Origin of the sequence: Pseudomonas sp. RIT-PI-a, from assembly GCF_001187875.1 — a bacterium.
GTDB classification, from domain to species: Bacteria; Pseudomonadota; Gammaproteobacteria; order Pseudomonadales; family Pseudomonadaceae; genus Aquipseudomonas; species Aquipseudomonas coleopterorum.
Genome location: NZ_LGIR01000011.1, coordinates 889,898 through 905,268 on the forward strand (window position 1 = coordinate 889,898; position 15,371 = coordinate 905,268).

A 15,371-nucleotide genomic window follows, 5' to 3' on the forward strand; every position below is an offset into this window, starting at 1 on the left:
TGCTCCCATTCTCAGAACTTGGGCTTGCCGAAAACACGACTGACAATGTTCACAAACAGCACGATCATCACCAACACGAGGGAGGCCGCCCAGGCGAGCTCCAACTGGTTGTCGAAGGGCATGCCGGAAAAGTTGTAGATCAGTACGGCCAGCGACGCGGTGGGGTTCATGACCGCCAGGCTGCCGTCGTGGTAGATCCAGTAGTTGCTGAACAGCGCGGTGAACAACAGCGGCGCGGTTTCCCCGGCGGCGCGTGCCACGGCGAGCATGACCCCGGTGAGGATCGCCGGCATGCCGGTGGGCAGGATGATCTTCCAGATCACCTGGGAGCGCGTGCAGCCCATGCCATAGGCGGCGTCTTTCATCACCTTGGGCACCATCTTCATCGACTCTTCGGCGGTCAGCACCACGATCGGCAGCATCAACACCGCTAGGGCCACACCGCCCGCAGGGGCCGAATAGGTACCGGTGGTCATCACCACCAGCGCATAGGCGAATACCCCGGCCAGGATCGACGGCAGCCCGGTGAGCATCTTCGCCGCGAAGCGCGCGGCGTTGGCCAGCTTGCTGTCGGGACCCAGTTCGGCCAGGAACACCGCCGCCATGATGCCGACCGGCACGGCGATCGCCGCAGCGATGCCGACCATCACGAAGGTACCGGCCATGGCGTTGCCGAAGCCACCGCCGGTTTCGAAACCGGTCGGTGGCAGTTCGGTGAACACCTCGAGGCTCAAACGCGCCCCACCGCGGGTGATCAGCATGTACAGCACCGACAGCAGCGGCACGCTGGCAATCAGCGCGCCCGCCCAGACCAGAGTCGTCAGCACCAGACTGCGCAGGGCGCGGCCTTCGAACTTGCGTTGCAGACTGGGCAAGGCGGCGGTGGGCGTGCTCAGGCTGTTCATCATTTAGTCCCCCGTTGTGCGTAGACCATGAGCATGGAGCCGATGACGTTGACGATCAGGGTGATCAGCATCAGCACCAGGGCTGCGTACATCAGCACTTCGATCTCGCCCGGCCCGGCTTCCGGGAAGTTCAGCGCCAGCAGCGCCGCCAGCGTGTTGGCTGGAGCGAACAGCGACAGCGAGATGTTGTTGGCGTTACCCACCAGCATCGCCAGGGCCATGGTTTCACCCAGGGCCCGGCCCAGGCCCAGCACCAGCGAGCCGAAGATGCCGGTCGCGGCAGACGGCACCATGACCTTGAGGATCGCTTCCCAGTGGGTGGTGCCCATGCCATAGGCCGCTTGCTTGGTTTTCATCGGCACGGCGGTCAGGGCGTCCTGAGACACGGCGGCGATGGTCGGTAGAATCATGATGGCCAGCACCAGCGCGGCGGGCAGCAGGCCCGGTCCGCTCAGCGATGTGCCGAAAAAGGGGATCCAGCTCAGTTCGGTGTGCAGCCAGGTGGTCAGCGGACGAATGGCCGGGATCACCACGTAGATGCCCCACAGGCCGTAGACCACACTGGGGATGGCTGCGAGCAGTTCGACGATGGTGCGGAACACGGAAGCCAGCTTGGCCGGCAGGAAATCCTGGGTCAGGAAGATCGCCATGCTGATGCCGAAGAAACCGGCGATGACCAGTGCGATGAAGGCGCTGTAGAGCGTGCCCCAGATGGCCGGCAGAATGCCGTACTTGCCCTGGTTGACGTCCCACACGCTGCCGAACAGTACGTCGAAACCATGTTTTTCCATGCCGGGCAGTGCCTTGCGCCCTACTTCGAAAATCAGGGCAAATACCACGGCCAGAATCAGTACCACACCGACGCGCGCAAGCGCACGAAACGTGCGGTCGACCAGAAAGTCCTTCGTCGAAGGCGGCTGGCAGGCTGAGTCCGGGTTATCCGGTACAACGAAAGGGCTGTTCATCGATAAGTTCCGGGGTGTGGAAGAAGACCTCGCCGGCCAGGGCCGTCAAGCCGTTGCCGAGCGAGGTCCCGCGTCTGTCACTGAATGTTGGCGCTGGCTTTGCGAACCTGCTCGACAACCGACGGCGGCAGCGGGATGTAGCCCATCGAGTCGGCGATCTTCTGGCCTTCGGTCAGGCTGTACTCGATCATGTCGCGCATGGCCTTGGCTTTTGCCGGGTTGCCGTTGTCCTTGCGGAAGATCATCCAGGTGTAGGTGGTGATCGGGTAGGACTTCTCGCCCTCGGGGTCCGGCAGCCAAGCCACCAGGTTTTCCGGCATCTTCACCGCGGCCAAGGCCTCGGCGCCGCTCTCGGCGTTCGGAACCACGTACTTGCCGGCCTTGTTCTGCAGTACGGCGAAGTCGACCTTGGCCAGTTTGGCGAAGCCGTATTCGATGTAGCCGATCGCGCCCGGGGTCTGGCGCACGGTGGCGGTCACGCCATCGTTCTTGGGCGACTTGATGAACTTGTCGCTGGCAGGCCAGTTGACGGTGTTGCCCTCGCCCAGGTCAGCCTTGAACGCCGGGTTGATGGTCGCCAGGTGCTTGGTGAACACCGCGGTGGTGCCGCTGGAGTCGGCACGCACGACCACGGTGATCGGCATGTCGGTGAGTTTCAGGTCCGGGTTGGCGGCCACGATCTGCGGATCGTTCCACTTGGTGATCTTGCCCAGAAAGATGTTGGAGTAGACGTCGCGTGGCAGTTTCAGGCCCTTGGGGCTGCCCGGCAGGTTGTAGGCCAGAACGATCTCGCCCGCAGTCATCGGCAGCAGCTGGGCGCCTTCGGCAACCTTGGCGATGTCTTCATCTTTCATGGCCGAGTCGCTGGCGGCGAAATCGACGGTCTTGTTCAAAAAGTCCTGTACGCCCGCACCGCTCCCCTTGGACTGGTAGTCGACGGTCACGCCATCGGATTTCTTGCTGAAGTCCTTGAACCAGGTGAGGTAGATCGGGGCCGGAAAGCTGGCGCCAGAGCCGGTCAGGCGAATGCCGTCAGCGGCGAAAACCATGGAGCTGGCGCTGAGCGAAACGGCAACGGCGAGCGCGGCAGACTTCATCAAACTTTTCATCTAAGAAACTCACTGAGATAAAGGGCAACGGAACTGTGCACAGCTTTTGTGACGGTTTGATGAATCCGACGACCGGTGCAGTCCAATTCGTGCAAAACGGGGGCCTCAATCTCATTCACATGTTGTAACCTCCCCCGGCCCTTGCGTGTCCATCCTCGGTGGTCAGGCAAGGGCAATCGGTGTTTTCACGTTTCCGAGGTCCGCGCGTGCGGACCTCCGCTCAAAGAGAATCGAAAGATGCGGCAATCCATGATCAATCGTTGGTGTATGGGCTTGCTGGCCTTGTGCCTATGGGCCAGTGTGCCCGCCCTTGCCGAACCCGCGCCGGCCCCCTCGGCCAGCACCGACAGCGCGCCGGTCGAAGTCCTGGCCACGCCGGCGCAGCTCAGCGACCAGCTCGACCAGATCCGGCAGAAGGTGTCCACCGCCGCCAATGATGACCTGCTCGCCAGTCTGCGCCAGGCCGCCCTGCAGGTGCAGCGTCAGGCCGAAGCCCTGCTCGCCCGCCAGAGCGTGGACATGGGCCATCTGGACGACCAGCTCAACGTGCTCGGCGCCGCCCAACCCGACGAGCCGCAGACCCTGACCGCGCAGCGTCGGACCCTGGTCAACCAGAAAAAAGCGCTGACCACCGACCAGACCGACACCACTGCCCTGAGCACCTCGGCCAGCGACCTGGCTGCGCAGATCCTCAACCTGCGCCGCAACCTGCTCGACACCCAGATCAGCACGCGCTCGGCCAGTCCATTGAGTTCGGCCTTCTGGTCCAGCCTGATTCGGCCCACCGAAGAGGACGTGCGAAAACTCGGCGGCTTGTGGCAAGACGTCAGGCAAGTCTTCGACACCGCCATGGCGCCCGGCTCGCGCGGGACCTTCGTGATGATCGTGCTGTCCGCCCTGCTGGTGTGGGTGGTGGCCCGACGCCTGATCGAACGGTTGCTCGTGCGGGCCATGATCCGCTGGTTTCCCGAGGGTCGGTTGCGCCGCAGTACCCTGGCCCTGGCCACGGGATTGACCACGGTGCTGACCATCAGCGCCGCGACCTCGCTGCTGCAGTGGGGCATCGTCAGCCACTCCCAGCCCAGTGCCAATGTGCTCAACCTGATCGATCAGGTGCAGACGCTGATCCTGTTCTGCGCGTTCCTGGTGGGCATGGGCCGCGCCCTGCTGATGCTGCCCAATCCGTCGTGGCGTCTGCCCAACATTCCCGACCCGGTGGCCACCGCCATCGGTGGTCTTCCGGCCGTGCTGGCGCTGTCTTTGATGGTGACCGGCACATTCGAGCGCATCAACAGCGTGATCGCCAGCAGCCTCGCGCTGTCGGTCGCGGTGAACGGCCTCACCGCGCTGCTGGTCGCGCTGATCTTCGTCTACGGCCTGGTGCGCGTGCGCCGGACCCGTCGCCGCCTGGCGCTGGAGCGCACCGCAGGCTTCGTCGGGCTTATCCCGTTCATTCTCGCGGTCTGGGTCGGCATCATCCTGCTGGGGCTGCTCAGCGGCTATCTGACCCTGGCCTACGTGCTGACCGTGAAGCTGCTGTGGATCGGCCTGGTAACCTCCACGGCGTACCTGCTGACCGTGTTCTTCGTCGACATCTGCGAAACCCTGCTGTCGCCCAAGCAAGCGGGCGGTCAGGCCCTGGGCGCCATGCTCGGGCTGTCGCCACGCCATCAGGCCCAGGCCAGCACCCTGCTCGCCGGTATCGGCCGGACCTTGCTGCTGTGCATTGCGCTGATCCTGGCCTTCATGCCATCCGGCTCGAACCCCAGCGAACTGCTGGCCAGCTTCGCCCGCCTGGACGTGGGCAGCAAATCCCTTGGCGATCTCAATATCGTTCCCGGCGACATCCTCCTGGCCGTGGTGCTGCTGGTCGGGGGACTGCTGAGCATCCGCATCCTGAAGAACTGGCTGGGTGATCGCCTGCTGCCGGAAACCAACATGGACGCCGGCATGCGCGCCTCGCTGGTGACGCTGGTGGGCTACATCGGCTTCGTACTGCTGGGGATCGGCGTACTGTCGACGCTGCGCATCAGCCTGACCAACCTGACCTGGGTGGTCAGTGCGCTGTCGGTGGGTATCGGCTTCGGCCTGCAGGCGATCGTGCAGAACTTCATCTCCGGCCTGATCCTGCTGACCGAGCGGCCCGTCAAGGTCGGCGACTGGGTCAGCCTGGCCGGTGTGGAAGGCGACATTCGCCGCATCAATGTCCGCGCCACGGAGATCCAGATGGGCGACCGTTCCACGGTGATCGTGCCCAACTCGCAGTTCATCACCCAGAACGTGCGCAACGTGACCATGGGCAACGCCTTGGGTGTGGTGGGCATCACCCTCACCCTGCCGCTGGACACCGATGTCCTGAAGATCCGCGAACTGCTGATGACCGCCTACACCGAGCATGAAGCGGTACTCGCCGACCCGGCACCTTCGGTGACCTTCAAGGACCTGACCAGCGCTGGCTTGCTGATCAGCGTCAGCGGTTTCGTCAACAGCCCGCGCTCGGTCGGCGGCACGCGCAGCGACCTGCTGTTCACCATTCTGGATCGCCTGCGCACCATGGGCGTGGCGCTGTCCGCGCCGCAGAGCATGTTGCTGATCAACGACAAGGTGGACGCCGCGCCTGTGCAGGAGCCGAAGCCCGTGGCTTGATGCCCGGCGCCGTTGGTCTGTCCCTGCCCAAGGCGAGGAAACCGTAGCCGCGGCGCGAAGGTCGGTTCTGTAGCGGTCGTGTGCGCAAGCGACCGCTCGGTTCCGTCGCCTTCAAGGAGAAGCTGCATGACTTCCGTCCCGCCCGACCGTCCCACCGGACTCAACCCCCCCGAACTCAACCGTCGCTCACTGTGCAAGCTGCTTGCTGCAGCGGCGGGCACCGCGGCCCTCGCGCCTCAGGCCATGGCCGAGGGGTTCACGCCCCCTACGGTGGTGGACGTGGGCAAGGTCGAGAACGGCAGCGTGACCTTCCCGCCTTGGCGCGGTCCCGCCGACACGCCCTCCTCGCAACCGGCTAGCCCATTGCCACCTGAGCAGCGCGTCGGCTTCGCCATCGTCGGCCTGGGTCGACTGTCCCTCGAGGAAATTCTTCCCGCCTTCGGTGAATCGCTGTACGCCAAGCCGGTGGCGCTGGTGTCCGGTACCCCGGACAAGCTCAAGGCGGTCGCGACCCAGTACGGCATCAAGCCCGAGGCCTGCTACAGCTACGAGGACTTCGAGCGGATCGCCGACAATCCGGACATCAAGGTGGTGTACATCGTCCTGCCCAATGCCATGCACCGCCAGTTCTGCGAGCGGGCGGCGGCCGCAGGCAAGCATGTGCTGACCGAAAAGCCGATGTCGGTGTCTTCCAGGGACGGTCAGGCGATGGTCGAAGCCTGCCGTCAGGCCAAGGTCAAGCTGATGGTCGCCTACCGAATTCAGTACGAACCCTACAACCTGCGCGCGCGCAAGCTGGTGCAGGACAAAGAGCACGGTCGCCTAGTCGCCTACACCGCGACCAATACCCAGACGGTGGCCGAGGACGGCGAGCGACAGTGGCGGCACAAGAAGGACATGGCCGGCGGCGGTTCGCTGCCGGACATCGGTTTGTATTGCCTGAATACCGCCCGCTTCATCACCGGCGAAGAGCCGGTCGAAGTGTTCGCCCAACTGTACTCGCCGGCCGGTGACCCGCGTTACGCGCAGGTCGAGGAAACCGTTCAATTCACCCTGCGCTTTCCCTCGGGCACCTTCGCCAACTGCCTCACCAGCTACGGTGCGCGCGACGACAAGTATCAGCGCCTGAATCTGGAAAGCGCCTGCGTCGACATGCCCAATGCGTTTCTCTATCAGGGCCAGCAGTTGTCCATCATCGAGCGCGACGGTGACGCGACCCGCAACGGTCGCCTGACCCTGCAACCCAAGAACCAGTTTGCTCAGGAGCTGGACCACATGGCCCAGTGCGTGCTGCACGACCAGCAGCCTTGGACACCGGGGGAGGAAGGCGTGCAGGACCACAAGCTGATGGAAGCGATCTACGAAAGCGCCCGCACCGGCCAGCCAGTGAAGCTGGAACCGGTGCCGGGCCTGGATCACTTCCGTGGGACGCCGCCCAAGCAGAGCTGAAGGATCGGCCTAGGGCGTACAGACGCACGCCCTCGCGCCAGTCCAGTCGAGTGGTCAGCTGCGCTCGGGTGAGAACAAGGCGTTGATGTCGGCGGTGATCTGGTTGTTGGCGCCCAGGTAGTCGATCAGCTCGGCAGCGCGACTGCCACGCAGGCCAGCCGTGGTGATTTCGCCGTCATACACATAGGTATACACGCCGGACACCGCAAAGGCCTTGAGTTGGGCGATATGCCGTGCCTGTGCTGCCTGCGACTGCTGGAATTCGTCGCTCTGGAAAAACTTCCGACGCGCCAGCGGACTGACGAATGCGATCTCCAGCACGGCCAGTTGCTCACGTACCGGCGTCGCGGTGTGGGCGACATCCGGCGCCGGCGGATGCATGCCATCGTTGTTGAACGGCGCGCACAGGTGCAGACGCACCTTGAGCACCGCGTCGCTGGCCGCCAGCAATGGGCCCAGCTCGTCGCGCAGGTAGTTGTGCAGGCTTTCCAGGGTGCCGCGCGGGCTCAGGTGCAGATGAATGCGATCCGCCTGGTCCAGGCCATTCATCACTTCATCGCCGGTGCGGTTGACCAGATTGATCGAACCTTCGGGCAGATCATAGGCCAGGGTTTCCTCGAACATGTTCTGCTCGTCGCTGAACAGCAGCGAGCTGGCGTCCTGAAACTGCTTTTGATCCGCTGCAGACAGAAAGCCGATTTCCACACCGCCGTCGAGTTCGTAGTCGCTGATTTCCTGGATACCCTCGGCCAGGGGCCACAAGTGGGCATCCTGCTCGCGGGAAAGATGGTGCTGAATGTACAGGCCCAGCCCTGGAAGGCGCGCACACAAGGGGCCGTGCACATCGCGCCAGTAGTGAGCGAAGACGTCGTGCGGTACCCGTGGTCGACGTTTGACAGTGGTATAGCTGTTGATTTCGATCATGCATCACCCGTGGGATTGGAAAGCGTATCTTGGGAAACAGTGTCTGTTCTGAGCCCGGTGGTTCCATACGGGTTCAACTTGAGTGCACGTTCGTTGCCCATTCGTTCAGCGCAGCGCCAACCGCTCGTGGTCTTCCAGCGCCTGGTACACCTCTTCTACCCACGACTGCCAGCCTGCGAGCGGCAGCGGGCCCGACTCCAGGCGCTGCTGCAGCCGATGCAACGCATCGGCCAGGTCCATGGCGCCGGTCATGCGCGCAGCGCCTTGCATGCGGTGCGCCAAGGCGAAAGCGGCTGGTAGCTGCTGATTCTCCAGAGCCTGAGTCAGGTCGCGCAGATCGTCCCGACAGGTGCCTGCCAGCAGCTGGTCGAGGGCCTGTTGGGTCGCAGCATCGACTGTCATCACCAGTGGCGCGGCCCGCTGCGAATCCAGTGAGAGGAATTGGCTGCACACCCGCGCCAGTGCTGCCAGTTGCAGGGGTTTGAGCAACACATCGTTCATGCCGTTGGCGTAGCAGCGTTCGACGTGCTCGGGGTCGCTGGCGCCGGAGATGGCGACGATGGGCAGGTGCGCGCTGGTTCCGGACAGTTGCCGGATGCGCCGGGCCAGGGTGTAGCCATCGATGTCCGGCAGTTGGCAGTCCAGCAATATCAGGCCTAGGTCGTCCTGCTCGGTGATGGCGGCCAGGGCCTGTGCGCCGGTCCCGGCCGCGGTGCTCGGGTAGCCCAGCGTCTCCAGTTGCTGGGCGATGACGTGTTGATTGAGTACGTGGTCTTCCACCACCAGCACCGTCTGGCGCAACGCCAGCGGCGCGTCTTGCACAACCGGCGCCACTGTTATCGACACGACCGATGCAGGCGCTTCCAGCACCACGGGCAAGCGACAGGTGATCTCAGTACCCCGGCCCACGATGCTGTGCAGGGCAATGCTGCCACCCATCAGTTGCACCAGCTCTCTGCAGATGGCCAAGCCCAGCCCGCTGCCACCGTAGCGCTCGGCCGTGCCGTCGTGGGCCTGGGTGAAGGCATCGAACACCTCGTTCTGGCGATCCGATGCGATACCGACCCCGCTGTCGCTGACCTCGATGGTGAGCTGTGCGGCCGAGCCGTTGTCGATCATCCCGCAGTCCAGGGCCAGACCGACCCTACCCTGGTGAGTGAACTTGACCGCGTTGGACAGCAGATTGGACAGGATCTGGCGCAGCCGCAGCCGGTCGATCCTGACCGACGCGTGATCCAACCCGCGAGCGTGGTACTCCAGGGTCAGGCCTTTGCGGTGGGCTTGCAGGCGATACAGTTCGGCGACGCTGCGGCCCAATGCAACGAGATCGGTGGGCTGCGGGTCCAGTCGAACGGCGCCCGCATCCAGGCGGGTGATCTCCAGCACATCGTCGAGCAGCTCGAGCAGGTTCACGGCCGAATCGTTGGCCAGGCCGACCCATTGCTGCTCGCGGGCACCCAAAGCGCTGCGCGACAGCAATTCGATGGCCGACAGCACCGCGTTCATCGGCGTGCGGATCTCGTGGCTGAGCATGGCCAGAAAACGCGCCATGCGTCGCTCGCTGCTTTGCGCGCGGCGCTGCGCTAAACGGGCACGGCGAGCCAGGGCCCCGAGCAGCAGCAGTAGCAGGACACCGGCGACGATTTCCGGCCAGTAGTATTGCGCCAGGGTCTGCCAAGTCGGCGCGCCGAAATCGGTCTGCACCAACCAGCGCTCGTAGATGTCGTCGGTAGCCTTGGACGTCAGGCTCTGCAGCGCCTTGTCGACAATGCTCAGCAACAGCGGCTCGCTGGGTGACACGCCCATGGCCAGCACCACAGGCATGTCTGTCACCACCCCGGCCAAGTGCAGGCGACCGGCATATTTGCGGCGCAGCATGGGTTGCAGCACTGCATCCAGGCCGATCGCCACATCAGCGCGCTGCTCGGCCACGGCGGCCAGGGCCTGCTCGGCATCGGCAATCAGCAGCAGGTGAACATCGGGATGGTGCTGGCGAAGGTAGTTTTCATAGCCACCCCCGCCCTTCACCGCCACAGTCTGCCCGGCCAGGCGGCTGGCAGTGAACAGCATCGGCGTGCTGGCGCGGGTGATGGCCACCGTTGCGCCAAAGAAATACGGCTGGGTCAACAGCATCTGGCTGCGGGGTTGCGCGCCCAGCAACCGCTCGGACACGACCGAGGCCAGCATCAATCGTCCCGTGACCAAGGCCTGCTGGGTCGCCTGCCAGTTGGCGCTGGGCACTCGAACCAGGCGCAGGCCAGTGGTGCGCTGAATGTGATCGATGTAGTCGCGGGTCAAGCCGCGGTGCTGGCCATTTTCTACATACTCGATGGGCCAATACGGATCGACCGCGTACTCCACCACCGGGTTGTCGCGTATCCAGGCGCGCTCGGGGTCAGTCAACGCCAGCGCTTGGACATCGAGCGCAGCGCTGCAGCCCAGCGCGATCAGGGAAATGACCCAAGCCTTCATGATGCAGTTGCCCGTAGGGTGCGTACGGGCAGACTAGCAGCGCCGAAGCGTGACAGGTTTTTAACGTTTCGGCGGGTTGTGCAAGGATTTTTTCAGCGACCTGCATGCCGCTCGAAGCGCCAGCAGCGAAGCCTACTGGCGCTGTACCACAGCCATCTGCGAGGCCGGCGCCAGGCGCGCGGCAATATCGACGGACAGTGCCTGGGCCGCACTCCAGCGCAGGTGGATGGCATCGACGAAGGCCGTCTCGCTGATCCGGTGATCGGTATCGGCGTTCCAGAACTGCGCGCCGCTGTGCGCCAGGGTCTGGCGCAACCGGCTGTCGAACTCGGCCAGCAAGCGGCCCCGGCTTTCGTGTTCGGCTTTCCACTGCGGATGCAGCGGCGTCGCCACCACGGTCAACGGGCGCCCTTCACGCTTCAAGCGCTGGGCCAGGCTGTCCAGCGCCGCAAAGCAGGTCGGGTCCAGCGGTTCGGGCTGACCATAGAGCAAATCCCGGGAATTCTGCGTGTCGAGCGGGCCGTCGCCATAGCGGTTGAACACCAGTGGATCGAACTCGACCTGCCCGGCCCGCTGGGCCTTGACCGTGCGGGCGTTGCGCAGCAGCGAGCCGGGGGTGAAATAACGCATGTAGGGCAGCCACGCCGAGCCTTGTCCATACACATAGGCATCGGCGTCGCGGCGATCGAAGACCGCAGTCGCAACCGTGCTGCATCCCGCGAAATCCAGCGGATCGACGATCATCAGGACCTGCTCGACCGTGGTTTCGCGGTCCAGCAGCCAGTTGGCGACGTACACCGACTGGTTGGCGTGCAGCCCACAGAACGCGCCATTGAGTGGCCGCACGCCGGGCGCTCGTTCAGCCACGGTCTGCCCGTCGAAGTGGCGCCAGGCCACCGAGGAGCCGATCACCAGCACGTTGGGCGCCGGCACCGGGTGCTCACGCATGAACCCCAGTTTTTCGTCTGCGCACAGGCTGTTGGAGAACGCCGGCGGCGGCAGGTTGCCGGTGACGTGCAGACCCATGATCACGCTGGCGAACAGCGCCAGACTGCCGAACAGCCCGACCGCTATCCAGATCAAGTAGGCAGGACCCATGGCCGCCCGATCGGCGGGCGACGCTTGTGGCTGTACGGTCGGCTGCATGAGTCAACTCCCGGAACGTTTGCTTTCGATCAACTGGACGAATTGTCCGACGTTGCGCAATGACTCGAGCTCCGCCGTGCGGAACTTGATGCCGAAGCGTTGCTCTGCGGCGACGATCAGCATCACGTGCATCTGGCTGTCCCAACCCTCGACCTGATCGGCCGTGGTGTCGTCGTTCAGCTCCAGGTTTTCGTCGTCGAACAGGTCACGGAACAGCTCGGTCAGTTCCTGCAATACGGTAGTGGTTTCAGTCATGGACGTATCTCGATGTGGTGGTTGAAGTGAGGTGGGGTCGCCAGCGGGTAACGCCAGAACGTGGCAGTCGAGGCAGGATCAGGGTTCGGCTGGTGAACGAAACCCAGTTGCGGGTAATGCTCGGCGACCATCGCATTGCGCTCGCTCGGGCGATACTCGCCGATCAAGGCGCTGTAGCCAGCGGTCGTGGCGTATTGGGCAAGCACTTGCAAGGCCGCCTGTTCAGCCTGGCGCCCCAGCACGCGGCAACTCATCAGCCAAGTGTCGATGAACAATTCGTCGCTGGCGCAGGCCGCATCGGCACGTGCCAGCACCACACTGATCAGGCCGTTGTCACCAAACTTGTCGGTCAAGCGCAGGCTCAACGCCAGTGCGCCGGGGCTGTCCGCCAATTGCTGCACCTCTGCCTCGCTGTAGCGCCGGGTGGTCAGATTGAACTGATTGGTCTTGTTGATCAGTTGCGTGGCTCGGGCCCGCTCGGCAGTGCCTATGGGCCGCGCCTGCATGACCATCTGCAGGCCCTTGAGGTAGCCGGCCATGTCGGTGGCCTCGGCCATGGCCGTCTGACGCTCGCTGTTGGCCCGGTAGGTCTGCACGCGCGCACCATCGTCGGCGGTGAAGGCGACAGCCTCGAAGTAACCCGCAGCCGCGACCCGCGCCGGGTAGTCGGCGACGTCATCGGGCAGTTCCGGAACGGCCACCTGAGGCAACTCGCGGCGCACGATGTCACGTTCGGCCGGGTTGTCGTCAACGAACACCAGGCTGTCCAGGCCAATGTTCAACTGCTCGGCAATCCGCCGCAGGTTGCTCGCCTTGTCTTCCCAGTTGGCTACGAACACCGCGATATCGCTGCGCTTGAGGGCCATTTCCGGGTGATCGAAGGCCGCTTCGGCAACCTGCTGGTCGTTCTTGCTGCACACCGCCAGAATCACGCCGCGACGTGCCAGTTGCACCGCGTAGTGCTGGAAGGCCAGAAAGGCTTCGCCGGTGGCGCTGCCCTGCCCCAGGTACAGACCGTCTACGCCATCGTCGCCGACCACGCCGCCCCACAAGGTGTTGTCCAGATCCAGCACCAGGCACTTGCGCGACCGACCGACCACGGCGGCGGCAATGCGCGCCAACTGGTCGCCATACAGCGGTGCCCAGACCGGACTGACCAGCTGCTTGGCCTGATGCCAGCGCACCGGATTGGCCAGGCCGTCACCGTACTGGCCGCAGGCAGCGCTCCAGGCCAGGTCCATGAGCAACACGCCGTCCTCGGCTGCGGCGCGGCGAATCTCGCTGTTCAGGCGCTCCAGCAAGGCCCGCGGCGAGCCCGGCACCTGCGCGTCGAAGTGTCCGAACAGCGGCGGGCCGGCAGGCACCCAGGTCTGCTGGATGACCTGGGCGGCGTAGCGCTCGCGGGCCTTGCGCCAGAGCCCGCGCAACTCGGCGACGCGCGCCTGCACGGCGCTTTCGGCCTCTTGCGCACTGGCATGCAGAGGGCAAGCGGGAGGCGAGTCCAGGGCATCCAGGGCCAGCAGGATGATTTGCGGAGCGAACGCCTCCAGCGCCGGATCGTCGCCGAGCAACGCCTGGCGATACTGGCCATAAGGCGCCAGGTACAGCGACACACCGACCTGACGTTGCAGCGCGGCGACGCGGATGCCCGGCAGCAAGTGGTCAACGGTGTGCGAGGCCAGCACGGCCATGCGCAACGCGGTGAAACCGGGCACTGCCGACTGCCCGTCACCAGCGAGCAGATCGATGCCCTCCCTGGCCAGGCGATCCAGGCGCAGGGTCAGGGTGAAATCGCGACGATAGCCGGCCAGCCGGGCAGCTTCGCGCAGGCGCGCTACAGGATCGCTCAATGATTTGGCGGAAGTGATCGCCGCGCCCAGGTCGGGGTGTTGTGCAAGCCAGGCTAACTGTTCCATCGTCGGCACCTTGATCTGTCAGAACTGAAAGTAGAGAAACTCGCTGGGCGCCACCGAAAACGCGGTGGCCAGCGCGAAAAAGGCCAGCACGCCGATGCTCAGGCCGATCGCCGCGCTGGGCTGCCAGGCGCTGGCAGGCACTCGGCGCTGCAGCCAGTGCAGATCCGGCTTGGCATTGAGCGCCGTGCGAAAATGCCCCATCCACTGCTGGAGGTTGGGCAGCGACCAGACGAACGCCAGCAGGGCCGCGATCATGATCGAGCTGCGCAGGTGCTGGGGTGCCAACTGGGTGGGCAGTTCGCTCATACCCAGCATGCCGCCCAGCACCGCCAAAGCGCCGGTCAGGCTGGGCGCGCGGAAGAACACCATCGCCACCACCACGCAGACGAACGTCAACAGCACCGCCGGTACCCGATGGATCCAGCGATCGCTGTCCACCGCCCAGCCACGACGCGCTTTCCAGGCGCGCCAGCCATGGGCCACCACCAGGTAGAAACCGTGCACCAGGCCGAAGGCCACGAACTGCCAACCCGCGCCGTGCCACACACCGGAAATGAACATGGTCAGCACGGTCGGATAAGCCACCACCATGCAGAACGTACCCAGGCTCATCTTGCCGCGCTTGGGCATCGGCAAACCGGCGGCCATGCGCCGACGGGTGATGCGCAGCACGATCGGGTTGTAGATGTAGCTGGTGAGGAAGCGGGTCAGCGTCATGTGCCAGCGCGACCAATAGTCGATCACGTTGCGCGCCTTGAACGGGCTGTTGAAGTTGGCTGGCAGGCTGATGCCGAACAGCAGCCCCAGCCCGATGGCCATGTCGGTATAGCCGGAAAAATCGAAGTAGATCTGCAGGGTGTAGCTCAGCGCCCCGATCCAGGCATCATGCAGAGCAGGCAACGTACCGTCGGCGGCCATGGCAAATACCGGGGCAGCCTTCTCGCCCATGGGGTCGGCCATGATCACTTTCTTGAACAAGCCCATGAAGAAAACAGTTGCGCCGATGGACAGATTGACCAGTCGCGGCCGGAAGTTGTCGCCGTCGCGGAATTGCTCGAGCATTTCCCTGTGGTGGGTAATGGGCCCAGCGATGAGGTGCGGAAAAAAGGTGATGAACAGGCAGTAGTTGACGAAGTCGTGCTCGACCACCTCGCCGTCATGGGTGTCCACCAGATAGGCAATCTGCTGAAAGGTGAAGAACGAGATCGCCAGCGGCAGCGTGATGTTCTGCAATGTCCAGCCCAGGCCGAACGCTTCGTTGAGGCTGCCGAACAGAAAACCGGTGTACTTGAAGTACAGCAACAGCGACAGGTTGGCGCTTACCCCCAGGATAAGCAGTGCCTTGGAACGGGTGCGCAATAATTGCCCCGCCAGTACGTAGTTGAACACGATGCTCCCCAACAGCAGGGGGACATTGGCCGGATTCCACCAGCCGTAGAACACCAGCGAGGCGAGGGTCAGCCATACCGCCGCCAGGCGCCTGCGCCCGGTCCCGGCCAGCATGACGAACCCCAGCAGGACCACGGGTAGAAAACCGGCAATGAATACCATCGAGTTGAACAACATCGGTATGACCCCGCGGCA

Annotated in this window: 11 protein-coding genes; 2 read left to right on the top strand and 9 right to left on the bottom strand. The window is 64.2% G+C overall.

The window, feature by feature from the left end; all coding sequences use genetic code 11:
- Positions 1–11: 11 nt before the first annotated feature.
- The 3 genes from pstA to pstS form a co-directional block, all read right to left on the bottom strand.
- A complete protein-coding gene (pstA, locus tag AC788_RS06265; RefSeq protein WP_049859738.1) occupies positions 12–905 on the bottom strand; it encodes a phosphate ABC transporter permease PstA in 894 nt (297 codons plus the stop codon).
- Positions 905–1,870, bottom strand: coding sequence for a phosphate ABC transporter permease subunit PstC (gene pstC, locus AC788_RS06270; protein ID WP_049859739.1), 966 nt, complete (start codon positions 1,868–1,870; stop codon positions 905–907). The genes pstA and pstC overlap by 1 nt, the downstream gene beginning before the upstream one ends.
- 77 nt (positions 1,871–1,947) lie before the next feature.
- Complete coding sequence (gene pstS / locus AC788_RS06275; protein WP_049859740.1) at positions 1,948–2,979, bottom strand: phosphate ABC transporter substrate-binding protein PstS; 1,032 nt, start codon at positions 2,977–2,979, stop codon at positions 1,948–1,950.
- A 249-nt stretch (positions 2,980–3,228) separates the two neighbouring features.
- Between pstS and AC788_RS06280 the strand changes: the two genes are divergently transcribed.
- A complete protein-coding gene (locus tag AC788_RS06280; RefSeq protein WP_442965526.1) occupies positions 3,229–5,625 on the top strand; it encodes a DUF3772 domain-containing protein in 2,397 nt (798 codons plus the stop codon).
- A gap of 126 nt (positions 5,626–5,751) precedes the next feature.
- Entirely contained in the window at positions 5,752–7,074 is a 1,323-nt protein-coding gene (locus AC788_RS06285) for a Gfo/Idh/MocA family protein (protein ID WP_049859742.1), read from the top strand.
- Positions 7,075–7,128: 54 nt separating this feature from the next.
- Here AC788_RS06285 and AC788_RS06290 read toward each other — a convergent pair whose 3' ends face one another.
- The 6 genes from AC788_RS06290 to AC788_RS06315 form a co-directional block, all read right to left on the bottom strand.
- On the bottom strand, positions 7,129–7,998 hold the full coding sequence (locus tag AC788_RS06290) for an EthD domain-containing protein (protein ID WP_049859743.1): 870 nt from the start codon (positions 7,996–7,998) through the stop codon (positions 7,129–7,131).
- Positions 7,999–8,103: 105 nt separating this feature from the next.
- Positions 8,104–10,470: an ATP-binding protein gene (locus AC788_RS06295; RefSeq protein ID WP_049859744.1), complete on the bottom strand. Its 2,367-nt coding sequence runs from the start codon at positions 10,468–10,470 to the stop codon at positions 8,104–8,106.
- A gap of 132 nt (positions 10,471–10,602) precedes the next feature.
- Positions 10,603–11,616: a hypothetical protein gene (locus AC788_RS06300; RefSeq protein ID WP_049859745.1), complete on the bottom strand. Its 1,014-nt coding sequence runs from the start codon at positions 11,614–11,616 to the stop codon at positions 10,603–10,605.
- A gap of 3 nt (positions 11,617–11,619) precedes the next feature.
- Complete coding sequence (locus AC788_RS06305) at positions 11,620–11,871, bottom strand: acyl carrier protein (protein ID WP_049859746.1); 252 nt, start codon at positions 11,869–11,871, stop codon at positions 11,620–11,622.
- Positions 11,868–13,787: an HAD-IIIC family phosphatase gene (locus AC788_RS06310; protein ID WP_049859747.1), complete on the bottom strand. Its 1,920-nt coding sequence runs from the start codon at positions 13,785–13,787 to the stop codon at positions 11,868–11,870. The genes AC788_RS06305 and AC788_RS06310 overlap by 4 nt, the downstream gene beginning before the upstream one ends.
- 18 nt (positions 13,788–13,805) lie before the next feature.
- Positions 13,806–15,353: an MBOAT family O-acyltransferase gene (locus AC788_RS06315; protein ID WP_049859748.1), complete on the bottom strand. Its 1,548-nt coding sequence runs from the start codon at positions 15,351–15,353 to the stop codon at positions 13,806–13,808.
- Between the last annotated feature and the right edge of the window lie 18 nt (positions 15,354–15,371).

Excerpts from the sequence above, each read along its gene's own strand:
- pstA (WP_049859738.1), bottom strand. The coding sequence starts at position 905 with ATGAACAGCCTGAGCACGCCCACCGCCGCCTTGCCCAGTCTGCAACGC.
- pstC (WP_049859739.1), bottom strand. The coding sequence starts at position 1,870 with ATGAACAGCCCTTTCGTTGTACCGGATAACCCGGACTCAGCCTGCCAG.
- pstS (WP_049859740.1), bottom strand. The coding sequence starts at position 2,979 with ATGAAAAGTTTGATGAAGTCTGCCGCGCTCGCCGTTGCCGTTTCGCTC.
- AC788_RS06280 (WP_442965526.1), top strand. The coding sequence starts at position 3,229 with ATGATCAATCGTTGGTGTATGGGCTTGCTGGCCTTGTGCCTATGGGCC.
- AC788_RS06285 (WP_049859742.1), top strand. The coding sequence starts at position 5,752 with ATGACTTCCGTCCCGCCCGACCGTCCCACCGGACTCAACCCCCCCGAA.
- AC788_RS06290 (WP_049859743.1), bottom strand. The coding sequence starts at position 7,998 with ATGATCGAAATCAACAGCTATACCACTGTCAAACGTCGACCACGGGTA.
- AC788_RS06295 (WP_049859744.1), bottom strand. The coding sequence starts at position 10,470 with ATGAAGGCTTGGGTCATTTCCCTGATCGCGCTGGGCTGCAGCGCTGCG.
- AC788_RS06300 (WP_049859745.1), bottom strand. The coding sequence starts at position 11,616 with ATGCAGCCGACCGTACAGCCACAAGCGTCGCCCGCCGATCGGGCGGCC.
- AC788_RS06305 (WP_049859746.1), bottom strand. The coding sequence starts at position 11,871 with ATGACTGAAACCACTACCGTATTGCAGGAACTGACCGAGCTGTTCCGT.
- AC788_RS06310 (WP_049859747.1), bottom strand. The coding sequence starts at position 13,787 with ATGGAACAGTTAGCCTGGCTTGCACAACACCCCGACCTGGGCGCGGCG.
- AC788_RS06315 (WP_049859748.1), bottom strand. The coding sequence starts at position 15,353 with ATGTTGTTCAACTCGATGGTATTCATTGCCGGTTTTCTACCCGTGGTC.